This window comes from Vibrio sp. QJM3NY_35 (genome assembly GCF_057785915.1).
In genome coordinates this window covers 679,263-693,683 of record NZ_CM173507.1, presented here as the reverse complement: position 1 = coordinate 693,683, position 14,421 = coordinate 679,263, and the positions used below count along the sequence as shown (strand labels likewise).

At 44.2% G+C, this 14,421-nt stretch carries 15 protein-coding genes; 7 read left to right on the top strand and 8 right to left on the bottom strand.

Features of this window, described 5'->3' with window-relative positions; all coding sequences use genetic code 11:
* Window positions 1-46: 46 nt before the first annotated feature.
* Entirely contained in the window at window positions 47-775 is a 729-nt protein-coding gene (gene trmJ, locus AC3CH3_RS03100) for a tRNA (cytosine(32)/uridine(32)-2'-O)-methyltransferase TrmJ (protein WP_019822102.1), read from the bottom strand.
* A 181-nt stretch (window positions 776-956) separates the two neighbouring features.
* Between trmJ and suhB the strand changes: the two genes are divergently transcribed.
* A complete protein-coding gene (suhB, locus tag AC3CH3_RS03095) occupies window positions 957-1,760 on the top strand; it encodes an inositol-1-monophosphatase (protein ID WP_017062836.1) in 804 nt (267 codons plus the stop codon).
* Window positions 1,761-1,997: 237 nt separating this feature from the next.
* Here suhB and secF read toward each other — a convergent pair whose 3' ends face one another.
* The 5 genes from secF to queA form a co-directional block, all read right to left on the bottom strand.
* The gene (secF, locus tag AC3CH3_RS03090; RefSeq protein ID WP_239937947.1) at window positions 1,998-2,945 is read right to left on the bottom strand and encodes a protein translocase subunit SecF; all 948 of its coding nucleotides are present in this window, start codon (window positions 2,943-2,945) and stop codon (window positions 1,998-2,000) included.
* Window positions 2,946-2,959: 14 nt separating this feature from the next.
* The gene (gene secD, locus AC3CH3_RS03085; RefSeq protein ID WP_488537711.1) at window positions 2,960-4,816 is read right to left on the bottom strand and encodes a protein translocase subunit SecD; all 1,857 of its coding nucleotides are present in this window, start codon (window positions 4,814-4,816) and stop codon (window positions 2,960-2,962) included.
* A gap of 20 nt (window positions 4,817-4,836) precedes the next feature.
* Window positions 4,837-5,166, bottom strand: coding sequence for a preprotein translocase subunit YajC (gene yajC, locus AC3CH3_RS03080; RefSeq protein ID WP_010440492.1), 330 nt, complete (start codon window positions 5,164-5,166; stop codon window positions 4,837-4,839).
* A gap of 112 nt (window positions 5,167-5,278) precedes the next feature.
* Window positions 5,279-6,415 (bottom strand): tRNA guanosine(34) transglycosylase Tgt, encoded by a 1,137-nt coding sequence (gene tgt, locus AC3CH3_RS03075; protein ID WP_017056177.1) that lies wholly within the window; start codon window positions 6,413-6,415, stop codon window positions 5,279-5,281.
* A gap of 190 nt (window positions 6,416-6,605) precedes the next feature.
* Window positions 6,606-7,658, bottom strand: coding sequence for a tRNA preQ1(34) S-adenosylmethionine ribosyltransferase-isomerase QueA (gene queA, locus AC3CH3_RS03070; protein ID WP_488537710.1), 1,053 nt, complete (start codon window positions 7,656-7,658; stop codon window positions 6,606-6,608).
* A 334-nt stretch (window positions 7,659-7,992) separates the two neighbouring features.
* Here queA and AC3CH3_RS03065 point away from each other — a divergent pair, with 334 nt between their 5' ends.
* A complete protein-coding gene (locus AC3CH3_RS03065) occupies window positions 7,993-8,439 on the top strand; it encodes a CBS domain-containing protein (protein ID WP_048615199.1) in 447 nt (148 codons plus the stop codon).
* 69 nt (window positions 8,440-8,508) lie between these two features.
* Here the strand turns inward: AC3CH3_RS03065 and AC3CH3_RS03060 are convergent, their stop codons facing one another.
* The gene (locus AC3CH3_RS03060) at window positions 8,509-9,414 is read right to left on the bottom strand and encodes a hydrogen peroxide-inducible genes activator (RefSeq protein WP_488537709.1); all 906 of its coding nucleotides are present in this window, start codon (window positions 9,412-9,414) and stop codon (window positions 8,509-8,511) included.
* Window positions 9,415-9,624: 210 nt separating this feature from the next.
* Here AC3CH3_RS03060 and AC3CH3_RS03055 point away from each other — a divergent pair, with 210 nt between their 5' ends.
* The 5 genes from AC3CH3_RS03055 to AC3CH3_RS03035 all read left to right on the top strand — a co-directional run bounded on the left by AC3CH3_RS03055 (window position 9,625) and on the right by AC3CH3_RS03035 (window position 13,655).
* On the top strand, window positions 9,625-10,233 hold the full coding sequence (locus AC3CH3_RS03055; protein WP_048658845.1) for a peroxiredoxin C: 609 nt from the start codon (window positions 9,625-9,627) through the stop codon (window positions 10,231-10,233).
* Between the two features lie 313 nt (window positions 10,234-10,546).
* On the top strand, window positions 10,547-11,290 hold the full coding sequence (locus tag AC3CH3_RS03050) for a copper homeostasis protein CutC (RefSeq protein ID WP_019823059.1): 744 nt from the start codon (window positions 10,547-10,549) through the stop codon (window positions 11,288-11,290).
* A gap of 98 nt (window positions 11,291-11,388) precedes the next feature.
* Window positions 11,389-12,318, top strand: coding sequence for a LysR family transcriptional regulator (locus tag AC3CH3_RS03045; protein WP_488537708.1), 930 nt, complete (start codon window positions 11,389-11,391; stop codon window positions 12,316-12,318).
* A gap of 128 nt (window positions 12,319-12,446) precedes the next feature.
* On the top strand, window positions 12,447-12,854 hold the full coding sequence (locus tag AC3CH3_RS03040) for a porin family protein (RefSeq protein ID WP_488537707.1): 408 nt from the start codon (window positions 12,447-12,449) through the stop codon (window positions 12,852-12,854).
* A gap of 309 nt (window positions 12,855-13,163) precedes the next feature.
* The gene (locus AC3CH3_RS03035; protein ID WP_488537706.1) at window positions 13,164-13,655 is read left to right on the top strand and encodes a hypothetical protein; all 492 of its coding nucleotides are present in this window, start codon (window positions 13,164-13,166) and stop codon (window positions 13,653-13,655) included.
* 9 nt (window positions 13,656-13,664) lie between these two features.
* Here the strand turns inward: AC3CH3_RS03035 and phoU are convergent, their stop codons facing one another.
* Window positions 13,665-14,363, bottom strand: coding sequence for a phosphate signaling complex protein PhoU (gene phoU / locus AC3CH3_RS03030; protein WP_009848270.1), 699 nt, complete (start codon window positions 14,361-14,363; stop codon window positions 13,665-13,667).
* Between the last annotated feature and the right edge of the window lie 58 nt (window positions 14,364-14,421).

Here is a 14,421-nt window from a genome sequence, read left to right as displayed (position 1 = left end):
GTTGACTATTTTAGTCAGGTATTCACCCTTATTGTTTGCATGGGCTTTATTTGTCGCTTTTGCTCTTCTCAATTGAAGTCAAAATGCCGCGAAGCGTGTTGATCTCTTGCAACTCTGGACGAGCTCGACTGAACAGACGACGTAGTTTATTCATCACCTGACCCGGCTTATCCTTAGAGATAAATTGGGTATCAATGATCACTTTTTCAAGGTGCTCATAGAACATTTCTAGTTCTTCGTGACGAGGGTACTCATCTTGTTGCTGTGGCTGATATTGGCTAGCGACCATATCAAGGTGAGCTACACGCACTTCGTAGCTCAGAGTCTGCACTGCCATTGCTAGGTTTAGCGAGCTGTATTCAGGGTTAGCTGGGATACATACATGGAAGTGGCACTTCTGAAGCTCATCGTTAGTCAAGCCAGTACGTTCACGGCCGAACACTAATGCGACTGGGTGCTTTTGGCCTTCAATCGCAAACTTTTGTCCACACTCACGAGGCTCAAGCATTGGCCATTCAAGCGTACGTGAACGTGCACTCGAACCAACCACCAAACCACAGTCTTTTACGGCTTCGTCTAATGTAGAAACGATGGTCGCGTTTTCTGCGATGTCACCTGCACCCGCAGCCAGTGCTAAGGTCTGCTCGTCAACTTCACATTGAGGGTCTACAAGAACTAATTGACTCAAACCCATCACTTTCATTGCGCGAGCTGCTGATCCGATATTTCCCGAATGAGACGTACCAACCAGAACGACTTTTACATTGTCTAACATGCTATATGACACCACTTTAAAAATAATCGCGAGATATTAACACATAGCAAAGTAAAATGGTCAGACCCTTCGCGTAATGTGAAACCAAGAGTTCAAAAAATAACCACTTCCATTTTGGTAAAACTTTGGTATACTCGCCGCCGCTTTAAATTGTTCTTTAACATCTTGTGGGAAAAACCATATGCATCCAATGCTAAACATTGCGATACGCGCTGCGCGTAAAGCTGGCAACCATATTGCTAAATCTCTAGAAACAACTGATAAGATCGAATCGTCTCTAAAAGGTAACAACGATTACGTTACTAACATTGCTCAAGAAGCTGAGTACATGATCATTGAGACAATCAAAGCATCTTACCCAGAGCACAGCATTATTTCTGAAGAGAAAGGCCTGACTGAAGGTAAAGACTCTGATGTACAATGGATCGTTGACCCACTAGATGGCACCAACAACTTTGTAAAAGGTTTCCCTCACTTCTCTGTATCTATCGCTGTTCGCATGAACGGTCGTACAGAAGTTGCTTGTGTTTATGACCCAATGCTAAACGAGCTATTCACAGCTCAACGTGGCGCTGGCGCTCAACTTAACAACGCTCGTATGCGTGTTACTCAACTAAAAGACCTTCAAGGTACTGTTCTAGCGACTGGTTTCCCATTCAAGCAAAAACAACACTCTGAATCTTTCATGAAGATCATCTCTGGTCTATTCATCGACTGTGCTGATTTCCGTCGTACAGGTTCTCCTGCTCTTGACCTATGTTACCTAGCAGCTGGCCGTGTTGATGGTTACCTAGAGCTTGGCCTTAAGCCATGGGATCTAGCAGCTGGCGATCTAATCGCTCGTGAAGCTGGTGCTATCATGACTGACTTTGCTGGCGGTACTGATTACATGACTTCTGGTAATGTTGTTGCTTCAAGCGCACGTGGTGTTAAGTCTATTCTTAAGCACGTTCGTGAGAACGCTAACGAAGGTATGCTGAAGTAATTCAGACCTTACGTTAACGCTCCCTGTTTCAAGGGCGCATAGAAATTCCAAAGCCTCGCTATATAGCGAGGCTTTTTTGTATCTGCGATTTGAGAGATACGAGATATGACTCTTAACAGTATGCGCAACTCAATTCGCCAATAAATTGTGTTGAGCTTATCGACAAGATACAGACGTAAAAAAACCGCTAGTTGCCTAGCGGCTTTTTTGGTTTAGCGAAACGTATTAAGCCAAGGCCTAAGGCATCTCGTCAAACTCTTCACCTTCTTTGTCCACTTGTGGTGGCATTAGGTGTTCACGCGTAATACCCAACTTCATAGCTAGTGCAGATGCAACGTAGATAGAAGAGTAAGTACCAACCGTAATACCCAATAGAAGTGCAGTCGCGAAGCCGTGAATCATAGCGCCGCCCTGAACAAACAGTGCGATAACTACGAATAACGTGGTACCAGAAGTGATCAATGTACGGCTCAATGTTTGTGTGATTGAGCTATTCAGTACTTCAGGTGCTTCACCCTTGCGCATCTTACGGAAGTTCTCACGAATACGGTCAAATACAACGATGGTATCGTTGAGGGAGTAACCGACAACCGTTAGCAAGGCTGCTACGATGGTAAGGTCTACCTCAATTTGCATTAGAGAGAACACACCCAGTGTGATGATAACGTCGTGCGCCAGTGCTAATACAGCACCTGCAGCCAAACGCCATTCAAATCGCACTGATACGTAGATCAGGATACAGATAAGAGAAACTAGGATAGCAAGGCCACCAGCTTCTGTTAATTCGTCACCCACGTTAGGGCCAACGAACTCGATACGACGCATTTCAACTTGTTCACCCGTGCCTTTCTCGATAGCTGAAAGGATTTGGTTACCAAGAGTTTCGCCAGCAACACCGTCACGAGGACGTAGACGAACCATTACATCACGAGCTGAACCAAAGTTCTGTACCGTTGCATCACCAAAGCCTTCGGCTTCTAGTGCACTACGGATATCAGGAAGGTGTGCCGGTTGTTCAAAACCAACTTCAATCAGAGTACCGCCTGTAAAATCTAGACCCCAGTTCAACGATTTCGTTGTTAAGGTAAAGATAGCAGTACCAATCATCAAGATAGAAAAAACAAAGGCAACCTTTGACCAACGCATAAAGTCGATCATTTTGTCTGCTTTTAGAATCTGAAACATATTAATTCCTAGCCTTAGATCGACAGTTTTTTAACGCGTTTGCCGCCATACATCAGGTTCACGATACAACGTGTTCCGACAATAGCTGTAAACATTGAAGTCAAGATACCGATAGACAGCGTCACCGCGAAGCCTTTAATCGCACCAGTACCGACCGCAAATAGAATGATTGCTGTTAGTAGTGTGGTGATGTTGGCATCGGCGATTGTGCTGAATGCGTTCGCGTAACCTTGGTGAATCGCTTGTTGTGGACTGCGTCCATCTCGAAGTTCTTCACGTATACGCTCAAAGATCAGAACGTTCGCATCAACCGCCATACCGACTGTTAATACAATACCGGCTATACCTGGCAGGGTCATGGTAGCCCCTGGAATCATCGACATAACACCGATAATCAACACCAAGTTCGCCATTAGCGCAACGTTCGCAATCAAACCAAAGCTACGGTAGTAAAGCAGCGTAAATAGCATTACTGCAGCCATACCCCAAACCATCGCCATGATACCCATATCGATGTTTTGCTGACCCATTGATGGACCAATCGTACGTTCTTCTACAATCGAGATAGGTGCAATTAGAGCACCAGCACGAAGTAGAAGTGCCAAGTTATGAGCTTCAGCCGTTGAATCGATACCAGTAATACGGAAGTTACGACCTAGCGCAGATTGAATCGTTGCTTGGTTAATTACTTCTTCATGCTTACTTAAGATCACTCGGCCTTCAGGTGTTTTACGACCGCTGTCTTTGTACTCAGCAAATACCGTCGCCATTAGCTTACCGATATTTTGACGAGAGAACGCAGACATCTTGCTACCACCTTCGCTATCTAGCGAGATGTTAACTTGAGGACGACCATATTCATCAACACTTGAGCTTGCATCAGTAATACTTGAACCGCCTAGGATAACGCGCTTCTTAAGTACCACAGGGCGACCATCACGATCTTGCTTGATTTCGCTACCCGCAGGGGCACGACCAGAAGCCGCAGCGGCTAAATCAGCACTGCTATCAACTTCACGGAACTCAAGTGTCGCCGTCGCGCCAAGAATCTCTTTAGCACGAGCCGTGTCTTGAACACCAGGCAATTCCACAACAATACGGCTAGCGCCTTGACGTTGAACCAAAGGCTCAGCAACACCAAGTTCGTTCACACGATTACGTAGAATAGTAATGTTTTGCTCAACCGCATAGTTGCGGATTTCTTGAAGACGAGCTTCAGTGAAGTTAGCAATCAAAGAAAAACGACCATTCGAGTCAGAGTCTACGAATGTCATGTCTTGGTGCTTAGATTGCAGTAGCGATTTCGCTTCAGCAAGCTGCTCTTCGTTACGTAGAATCACTTCAACCGCATCTTTGCCTGACGGGCGAATTGCACGGTAACGGATCTTCTCTTCACGAAGTTCACTACGGAACGCTTCTTCTTGTTGGCCAACGAGCTTTTCCATTGCAGCGTCCATATCCACTTCCATTAAGAAGTGAACACCACCACGCAGGTCAAGACCAAGCTTCATTGGTGCAGCACCAATAGATTCAAGCCAATCAGGAGTTGAAGCCGCTAAGTTTAATGCAACGATAACGTCTTCATCTAATGCTTCAGTGATAACATCACGGGCACTAATTTGAGAGTCTGTATCGTTAAAGCGAACAAGAATGGAACCGTTTTCTAGAGCAACGGATTTAGTAGAAAGGTTTTCTGCTTCAAGAGCATTGGTGACAGCATCCAGCGTAGACATATCTACAGAGGCGCCGCGCGCCCCTGTAACTTGAACTGCCGGATCTTCACCGTATATATTTGGAAGTGCGTACAACGCAGCGATAGCGATGGCAAACACCACCATCAAATACTTCCATAACGGGTAACGGTTTAGCACAGCGAGGATCCTCTAGCTGTTTATAGAGATTTCAGAGTACCTTTTGGTAGCACTGCTGTAACGAAGTCTTTCTTGATAACTACTTCGTTGTTTGCGTTCAGTTCGATAGCAACGTAGTCGCTGTCTTCAGCAATCTTAGTGATCTTGCCGATTAGGCCGCCGCTTGTAAGAACTTCATCGCCTTTGCCCATAGAAGACATAAGGTTCTTGTGCTCTTTAACACGCTTAGCTTGTGGACGGTAGATCATGAAGTAGAAGATCACAGCGAACATACCTAGCATGATAAGCATTTCGAAACCGCCGCCTGCTGGTGCACCTTCTGCTGCTGCGTGAGCTTGAGAAATAAACATTTAAAACATCCTCTATTTATATTTTCGTAATTGTTTGTCTAATTGGGTTGCATCCCTTTATTTTCAAGCCCCATCCCTCCGAAGAGAGACAGGGCTCGCAAAAAAAGAAATACTAAGATTCTTTACCTAGTGGTGGCACTTCACGTCCCATTCTTGCGTAGAACTCTGCAACGAACTCTTCAAAGCGGTCTTCATCGATAGACTGACGAATGTCTGACATTACTCGTTGGTAGAAACGCAGGTTATGAATCGTGTTCAGTCGAGCACCTAGGATTTCGTTACAACGATCCAAATGGTGTAAGTACGACTTGCTGTAGTTCTTACAAGTGTAACAGTCACACTCTGAATCTAGTGGTGTTGTATCGGTTTTATGCTTCGCATTACGGATCTTGATCACACCTTCAGTCACAAACAGGTGGCCGTTACGTGCATTTCGCGTTGGCATTACACAGTCAAACATGTCGATACCGCGACGAACACCTTCAACTAAGTCTTCAGGTTTGCCTACGCCCATTAGGTAACGTGGCTTATCTTCTGGCAGTTGAGGACATGTGTGCTCAAGAATACGGTGCATGTCTTCTTTTGGTTCGCCTACTGCTAGGCCGCCTACTGCGTAACCGTCAAAACCAATTTCAGTTAGGCCTTTAACGGATACATCACGAAGGTCTTCGTACACGCCACCTTGAACGATACCGAACAGTGAGTTCGGGTTTTCAAGTTTGTCGAAGTGGTTACGTGAACGTTCAGCCCAACGAAGAGACATCTCCATTGAGTCTTTTGCTTCTTTGTGTGTCGCTGGGTAAGGCGTACACTCGTCAAAGATCATTACGATGTCTGAACCTAAGTCTTTTTGGATTTCCATAGACTTCTCTGCGTCCATGAAGATCTTGTCACCGTTTACAGGGTTACGGAAGTGAACGCCCTCTTCAGTGATCTTACGCATTGCACCTAGGCTGAATACTTGAAAGCCGCCTGAATCAGTCAGGATAGGACCGTGCCAGTTCATGAAATCGTGCAAGTCACCGTGCATCTTCATGATTTCTTGACCAGGACGTAGCCATAGGTGGAATGTGTTACCTAATAGGATTTCAGCACCTGTGTCTTTTACTTCTTCAGGTGTCATACCTTTAACAGTACCGTAAGTACCTACAGGCATGAATGCTGGGGTTTCAACGGTACCGCGTTCAAACTGAAGTTGACCACGACGTGCGCCGCTATTAGTTTTTTTAAGTTCGTATTTTAATTTCACGAAGCCTCCAATATGCCAGAGAAACAATCTGACTGTTAATTCAGAACCTTAGACCAAACAAAAGTTCAGTCTAGTGGGTTCCATGAGGAGCGGTCGCGTATTCCTTGCGAGAGATTAGACAGACACCCTGCCCGACTCCTAGCTTACTGCTAGCACCCGTAAATTTTTGTATCGCTTAAACCAGCTTAAATTAGCTCGTTTTCTTATTTATGAACATAGCATCGCCGTAGCTGAAGAAACGATATTCGCTCTTCACTGCGTGATCGTATGCGCCCATCACATTGTCGTAGCCAGCAAATGCACTCACCAACATAATCAGTGTTGATTCTGGCAAGTGGAAGTTGGTAATCAAGCAATCCACCAACTGGTATTCATAGCCAGGGAAGATGAAGATTTCTGTATCACCAAAGAAAGGAACGAGCTCAGTGCCTTTCTTCAATGCATCTTGAGCTGCACTTTCTAGTGAGCGTACTGATGTTGTACCAACAGCAATAATACGGCCGCCACGGGCTTTTGCTGCAGCTACGGCGTCAACCACTTCTTGCGGCACTTCAACGTACTCAGCATGCATGTGGTGATCGTTAATATTATCAACTTTTACTGGCTGGAACGTACCAGCACCAACATGAAGCGTCACGTAAGCAAACTCAATACCTTTTTCTTTCATGTCAGTCATTAGCTTATCATCAAAGTGAAGGCCTGCTGTTGGCGCTGCAACCGCACCTGGCTTTTCATTATAGACAGTCTGGTAGCGCTCTTTATCTGCATCTTCATCAGGACGATCGATGTAAGGAGGCAGTGGCATGTGACCCACACTGTTAAGAATCTCTAAAACGCTTTGATCGGATGTGAAATGGATTTCGAATAACGCATCGTGACGCGCCACCATTTCAGCTTCATATTCATCGTTCTCACCAAGGAACAACTTGGTACCCGGCTTCGGTGATTTAGAACAACGAACATGCGCAAGAATGCTTTTCTCATCAAGCATACGTTCAACCAGCACTTCAAGCTTACCGCCTGATGCCTTGCGACCAAATACACGAGCTGGAATCACTCGAGTGTTATTGAAAACAACAAGATCGCCTGGCTCAACCAAGTCTAAAACGTCTTTAAACGAACCATCAGCTAGGTTACCGCTGTTGCCATCTAATTTAAGCAGGCGGCTTGCTGTACGCTCCTCTTGAGGGTAGCGAGCAATGAGTTCATCTGGTAGGTCAAAGTGAAAATCTGAAACTTGCATGTGTCTAGTCTTGTCTTAGTTGATGAGATTTGTGCCGTTGACGAATCATAAATCGTAGTTGCTGGATAATCGTTACGGTAAGTCAATCGTTACCAGAAACACATCGCAAACACGACTAAAAATTTCGCAGTGGGCTAGTATAGGCACACGAGCCGCAATAGCAAGGTTTACAGCACTGGATTATTGTAAAGAGGCGTAAAATAATGCGACTGATTCACCTCCTCAAGCTAAAGAATTAGTTGCATAAAACTCACCCAAGAATGCGTCAGATCTCAGTTATTTTTTGGATAAAAAACTATAGTAATAGCAACAAATAAAAAAGAAGGAGGTTCGTATGATCAAGGTTGAAGATATGATGACTCGCAACCCTCATACCCTATTGCGCTCACACTCACTGGCCGATGCTAAGCACATGATGGAAGCGCTTGATATCCGCCATATTCCGGTCGTTGATTCCGATAGGCATCTACTAGGTGTCGTCACACAACGAGACGTTCTCGCCGCTCAAGAATCCAGCCTACAAAACATCCCACAAGCTCAATCTTTTACTCTTGCGACTCCCCTCAACGACATCATGCACAAAAGTGTTATGTCGGTAGAGCCACGTGCAGGATTAAAAGAATCGGCTATCTATATGCAGAAACATAAAGTGGGCTGTTTACCTGTCGTAGAAAACCACGAACTAGTAGGCATTATTACAGACAGCGATTTTGTCACGATAGCGATCAATTTGTTGGAGCTGCAAGAAGAAGTCGAGCCAGAAGAAGCGGAAGTAGAGTAACGCTCGGAAGTGATATAAAGAAGAGCGGCCAATTCAGCCGCTCAGAGGGATTGTTGTCGAAGCGAGTTATTATAAAAGCTCAGACACCACATCCGCTAATTGATGGAATGTCTCTAGACGAGATGAGCTTGGTCGCCAGACAAGGCCAATATCTCGGTATGCTTGTTGACCAGGAGGATCGATCACAACGAGATTTTGGTTTTCCAGTAAACCATGGTCGATCGCCATCTGAGGAATAAAGGTGGTTCCTAAGCCATTGGCGACCATTTGCACCAATGTGTGGAGGCTTGTGGCGGTGAACGGATTTATCTTCTCTTTGTCGGTTAACTTACAAGCCGACACTGCATGCTCTGTTAAGCAGTGTTCGTTCTCCAACAAGAATACAGATTCGTCTGGCAGATCATCGTATTTAATCGGAACACGGATACCATCAGCTTGATTACGACTGATCACCATCCGGAAAGGGTCTTGCCCAACAACTTTGCTCTCCATATTGTCGATATCGACAGGCAAAGCCAGAATCAGTACATCTAGGTCTCCATGTCGCAGCGCAGCCAATAGGTTGGTTGTTGTATCTTCACGTAACAATAAATTAAGCTGAGGAAAGCGTTGGTTGGCCTCTTGTACCAAATCGCACAAAAGAAAAGGAGCAATGGTAGGGATACACCCAACTCGCAATTGCCCTTGCATCGCATCGCCGTTACATAGATTTCCAAGCTCTACGAGATCTTGTCCTTTCGCTAGTAGCTCTCGACCGTGCTTTACCACCAGCTCACCGGCTTGCGTGAAAACCAGCGGGCTCTTTTTATCTTTCTTCTCATAAAGCGGGCAACCGATGAGTTCTTCCAGATTTTGAATGCCTTTACTTAGCGTAGATTGACTGACGAAGCAGCGATCTGCGGCATCACTGAAATGACGAGTTTCGTGAAGAGTAACAAGATAGTGAAGTTGCTTAAGACTTGGCCATTTATTCATGAAATTACTTTGTAATATGAGTAGGATAAGTTACGTAAAGGTCATAAGACCTAAGGACAGGACAAAGAATAAGCTTATCGCTTTTTTCGATTAACTTAATCTATTTAATTCGCTTTTTTCTATAGTACCGATTGTACTATAGTTTGTCCCGTAGAAACGGAGCCCAAACAAAGATGTGTTGGGCCAACTAATTTTTTAGGAGATTCCAAAATGGTACTAGTAGGTCGTCAAGCCCCTGACTTTACTGCAGCAGCTGTTCTAGGTAACGGTGAGATCGTTGATAACTTCAACTTCGCAGAATTCACTAAAGGTAAGAAAGCTGTAGTTTTCTTCTACCCACTAGACTTCACTTTCGTTTGTCCTTCAGAGCTAATCGCTTTCGACAACCGTCTAGAAGATTTCCAAGCTAAAGGCGTTGAAGTAATCGGTGTTTCAATCGATTCTCAATTCTCTCACAACGCATGGCGTAACACTGCTATCGCTGATGGCGGTATCGGTCAAGTTAAATACCCTCTAGTTGCTGACGTTAAGCACGAGATCTGCAAAGCATACGATGTTGAGCACCCAGAAGCAGGCGTTGCTTTCCGTGGTTCTTTCCTAATCGACGCTGACGGTCTTGTACGTCACCAAGTAGTTAACGATCTTCCACTAGGTCGTAACATCGACGAAATGCTACGCATGGTAGACGCACTAAACTTCCACGAGAAGAACGGTGAAGTTTGTCCTGCACAATGGGAAGAAGGTAAATCAGGTATGGACGCATCTCCACAAGGTGTTGCAGCATTCCTATCTGAGCACGCTGACGACCTAAGCAAGTAATTACCTCTTAAGCCCGAACTCAACGCGGGTTAATGGTTGGAAGACTCTCTATAAAGAGACATAAAGCATAAGCTAATAGCGCAAAGCGCACCGCCAATCAGTTAAGAAGTAAAGTCCTATTAAAAGCCCGAAGTTAACGCTTCGGGCTTTTTGTTTTCCCCTCCTCGCCGCCACCCTAGTCTGCCTCTTGTAATAGATAATTGAGGTAGTTCTAAACCTAAACTTTACCTCTATTTTCCCTTATCCCCATCTATTCAGAATCACACCTAGATTGCTATTATTTCGTCAGTATCTTTTTGAACGGATAAACACGATGAACACCGAAATTGAAGTCTGTATCGATAACTTAGAATCTCTACACAACGCGCTGTCTGGCGGCGCAAATCGAATTGAGCTTTGCTCCTCACTAGCACTTGGCGGATTAACTCCTAGCTTCGGTATGATGAAGCAAGCGGCAAAAATTTCGTCCGTTCCTGTCTACGCTATGATACGACCAAGACAGGGCGACTTCATTTTCGATAATGACGATATGCTCTGTATGCTTGAAGATATTGAAGCTTGTGCAAATGCAGGATTGGATGGGGTCGTACTTGGTGTGTTAGCGCCGAACGGAAGCATTGATATGCCAAAAATGCAGCAACTGGCTGAAAAAGCGCACTCGTTAAAGCTTGGGGTTACCTTCCACAGAGCCATCGATCAAAGCTCTGATTTCCAAGCAGCATTAGAGCAGATCATTACACTTGGATGCGAAAGAGTCCTGACATCAGGGCTTGCTGTTAAAGCTGAGCAAGGCATCGATGTATTGGCAGCAATGGTCAAACAAGCCGATGGACGAATTGATATCATGGCGGGGGCTGGTGTTAACGCTGCAAATGCCAAAATGATTCAAAGCGCAACCCAAGTACCTGCTCTTCACCTTTCAGGTAAATCAACAAGATCGAGCCTAATGGAAAACAACTCAAGTGCTCAAATGGGCAGTGATAATATTGATGATTATCAGATCCCAGTGACAGATGCGAGTAAGATATCTGATGTGAGAGCCGCCCTTATCGCCTAGGGGTAGCCACTAACACAAATCCAGAGAACCACGCTGACTAATCTAACTGACTGACGTATATTAGATTTAATAACGCAGTAAACCTTTCATGGACAGATATGGCTAAAGACTTATTCAGTTCTCTTGATTTAAACCTGTTACGAACATTTCTTATTGTTTATCAAGAAAAAAACACCAGAAAGGCTGCGGAACGTTTATTCGTTTCTCAGCCAGCGGTTAGCCAAGCCCTACAAAAGCTAAGACACCACTTCAACGATGACCTTTTCGTAAAGGTTCATGGAGGCTTGCAACCAACCGCTTTCTCAGAACAGCTCACCAACAAGATCAAACCATTCATGGACGGTCTATCTGTTGCTATTAATACCTCAAACACTTTCGACCCGAAAAATATCGACTACACACTTAAAATAGCTCTATCACCTATCATGCTATCTTGTTTATCTGGTTCTCTATTTAAAATGATAAGAGAGCAAGCACCGAATGCGAATCTAGAATTAGTCTCTTGGACCAATGCTTCTGTTTCTGACATTCAGAAAGGTGAGGTGTTGATGGGGGTCAGTTACCTTGGTAGCAAAACGAATAAAGAAGTTTATACGAAGAAGTTAATTGAACTAACAGGGCGTATTTTTGTAAGAAAAGACCACCCTTTAAAGCAAGAAATCGTTACACCTTATGATGTGGCGGGGTACGATATCGCTTCATTAGTCACACCAGGTTGGAACGACAACTATAGTTTGGCATCGAATATCCTAACTGAGCTTTCTATTGAGCATAAGGTTGGTTTCCGTAGTGAGCTAATTATGGCGGTCATTGATGTCATTCAACATACAGATATGTACATGCCACATTCGAATCTTTTCCTCGTTGATAATTACCCAAGCCTACGCGGAATCGATGTTGTGATAGATGGCGAGCCTCCCAAAACTCCTGTTTACTGCCACTTACATACTAAAAACAGAAACTCCCCTACTACCAATTGGCTATTTGAGTTAATACAAAAAGCACTATCCACTCAGATTAATAAGTAATGCTTATTATAGAGATGCCAATACCTACTTAGCCTAAAAATAAAACACTGTTTAATATTAGCCCTATCAAAACGGATACTGAACTACGAAGGATCGTGCAGTTAAGTTAACCCTAGATAGAGACTAATATGAAAATTGCACTTACTACCCTAATTTCAGCTTCACTACTTTCTGTTCCTGTTCTTGCAAACAACTTTGACAGCCAACACCGTGTGGGTATCGGTTACAACCAAACTCAAGTAAACGATTGGCTAACAGATGACACAGTTGATTGGGGTAACGGTATCAAACTTGAATATGGTTATGAATTTAACCGTATCGTAGGTATCAACGTTTCTTACGCAACGAATAGTGACGACGAAAACGTTGAAGGCATAAAAGCTGAGATCGATGGTTACAAGTTCCAAGTTGATGCTGACATCGGTTATAAATTTAAATTGGATGGCTTCTCTTTAAAACCTTATGGTGTTCTGGGCCTAGCACGTCAAAGCGAAGATAATTCAATTAGCATCGTTGATCACAAGTGGACTGAATAATACAACGATACCAGCTTTGTTATTGATTTAGGTGGTCGAGCTGAATTCGGACAAAACCTATACACTGACATGCGCTTTGAATTCGCGAGTTACGATGACGTAGATTACGACACATTCTCATGGACTGTCGGTTACCGTTTCTAATTAATAGAAAAAGCTAGCGTCTACGCTGGCTTTTTATGATCAATCATTTCCTTGGTTTAACACCTTATCCAGGCTTTGACCGCCTTCGAGCGAAAGTTCTAAAGCCAATCTATTCAAATCAAAATTCATTGCAGCCAAGGACGGCTAATTTCTCTAGGTATTTTTATGAAGATAAAGTCTCCCCTGCTTTTAATTACCGTCCTTTCTACTTCCGTTTCAGCAAGTGGTCTTCACTTATCTCCTGAACTAAAGATTGGTTCTTATCATGGTTTTGGAATGCAAGCAGGTATTACTGATGTGGCAAATCTAGGCGCAGTTTACCTGAGCTATTCTCACCTATGGTATGACAGCGATCGATATGATGAAACGGTTGATGCGTATCGCGTTGGTATCCAGAACATGTTTGGAAGAAACCAAAACCACGGCTTTCAGGCGGAGATTGGTGTAGCGAGTTATGACGGTACAAAAACGCGCTCAGGCGAAGTTGAAGAGAAGACTGCACATGGTTTAAGCCTAGGCGGTGCCTACGTGTACCAAGCGACACCAATGCTTGGGCTACGTGCTGGTGTTGATATGAATATTTTTGATCACAATAAGACCTTCGAGCCTTACGACACAACAATCAACCTTAACCTTGGTGCAATTATTCGATTCTAAAGTTAATACCTACTTCAGTGCGTCATCTAAGCTTTGATCACCAAGGTGGCGTACATCTTTACCCTTCACAAAATAAATAATGTATTCACAGATATTTTGACAACGATCTCCCACTCGCTCAATCGCACGGGCTGACCACATCACTTGTAGAATATTGGGGATGTTCTTAGGATCCTCCATCATGTACGTCATCAACTGACGAATCACAGCTTCATATTCCGCATCCAGCTTATCGTCAAGTTTATGTACTTCTGCCGCCGCATCGACATCCATACGAGCAAAAGCATCTAATACTTGATGCAACATAGTAATTGCCTGACGACACAATGGCTCTAACGAGACGTGAAACTTTTGCTCTTTCGTAGAAGGGATCTCAATAGCACCTTGCGCAATTTTAGAAGCAACATCGCCAATACGTTCCAGATCGGTAATCGTTTTGATGATCGCCATAATCAAGCGCAGATCCTTCGCTGTCGGCTGACGCTTTGCAATGATTCGAGTACACGCCTCATCAATCGACACTTCCATCGCATTCACTTTATGGTCATCACGAATCACTTTTTTAGCCAGTTCAACATCGTCTTTATGAAGCGCCTGCATTGCAAACGAGAGTTGCTGCTCCACTAACCCGCCCATGGTCAATACATGAGTACGGATCGATTCTAACTCGACATTGAATTGCCCTGAAATGTGGCGACCGAAATGCATACTTGCTCCTTGAAAGAAATGAAGAAAGCCATTTTTGTAGAGTGACTTAGCTCTATAT

What these genes read in the sequence shown, in the direction of transcription:
- trmJ (WP_019822102.1), bottom strand. Translation starts at nt 775, where the DNA reads ATGTTAGACAATGTAAAAGTCGTTCTGGTTGGTACGTCTCATTCGGGA.
- suhB (WP_017062836.1), top strand. Translation starts at nt 957, where the DNA reads ATGCATCCAATGCTAAACATTGCGATACGCGCTGCGCGTAAAGCTGGC.
- secF (WP_239937947.1), bottom strand. Translation starts at nt 2,945, where the DNA reads ATGTTTCAGATTCTAAAAGCAGACAAAATGATCGACTTTATGCGTTGG.
- yajC (WP_010440492.1), bottom strand. Translation starts at nt 5,166, where the DNA reads ATGTTTATTTCTCAAGCTCACGCAGCAGCAGAAGGTGCACCAGCAGGC.
- queA (WP_488537710.1), bottom strand. Translation starts at nt 7,658, where the DNA reads ATGCAAGTTTCAGATTTTCACTTTGACCTACCAGATGAACTCATTGCT.
- AC3CH3_RS03065 (WP_048615199.1), top strand. Translation starts at nt 7,993, where the DNA reads ATGATCAAGGTTGAAGATATGATGACTCGCAACCCTCATACCCTATTG.
- AC3CH3_RS03060 (WP_488537709.1), bottom strand. Translation starts at nt 9,414, where the DNA reads ATGAATAAATGGCCAAGTCTTAAGCAACTTCACTATCTTGTTACTCTT.
- AC3CH3_RS03055 (WP_048658845.1), top strand. Translation starts at nt 9,625, where the DNA reads ATGGTACTAGTAGGTCGTCAAGCCCCTGACTTTACTGCAGCAGCTGTT.
- AC3CH3_RS03050 (WP_019823059.1), top strand. Translation starts at nt 10,547, where the DNA reads ATGAACACCGAAATTGAAGTCTGTATCGATAACTTAGAATCTCTACAC.
- AC3CH3_RS03045 (WP_488537708.1), top strand. Translation starts at nt 11,389, where the DNA reads ATGGCTAAAGACTTATTCAGTTCTCTTGATTTAAACCTGTTACGAACA.
- AC3CH3_RS03040 (WP_488537707.1), top strand. Translation starts at nt 12,447, where the DNA reads ATGAAAATTGCACTTACTACCCTAATTTCAGCTTCACTACTTTCTGTT.
- AC3CH3_RS03035 (WP_488537706.1), top strand. Translation starts at nt 13,164, where the DNA reads ATGAAGATAAAGTCTCCCCTGCTTTTAATTACCGTCCTTTCTACTTCC.
- phoU (WP_009848270.1), bottom strand. Translation starts at nt 14,363, where the DNA reads ATGCATTTCGGTCGCCACATTTCAGGGCAATTCAATGTCGAGTTAGAA.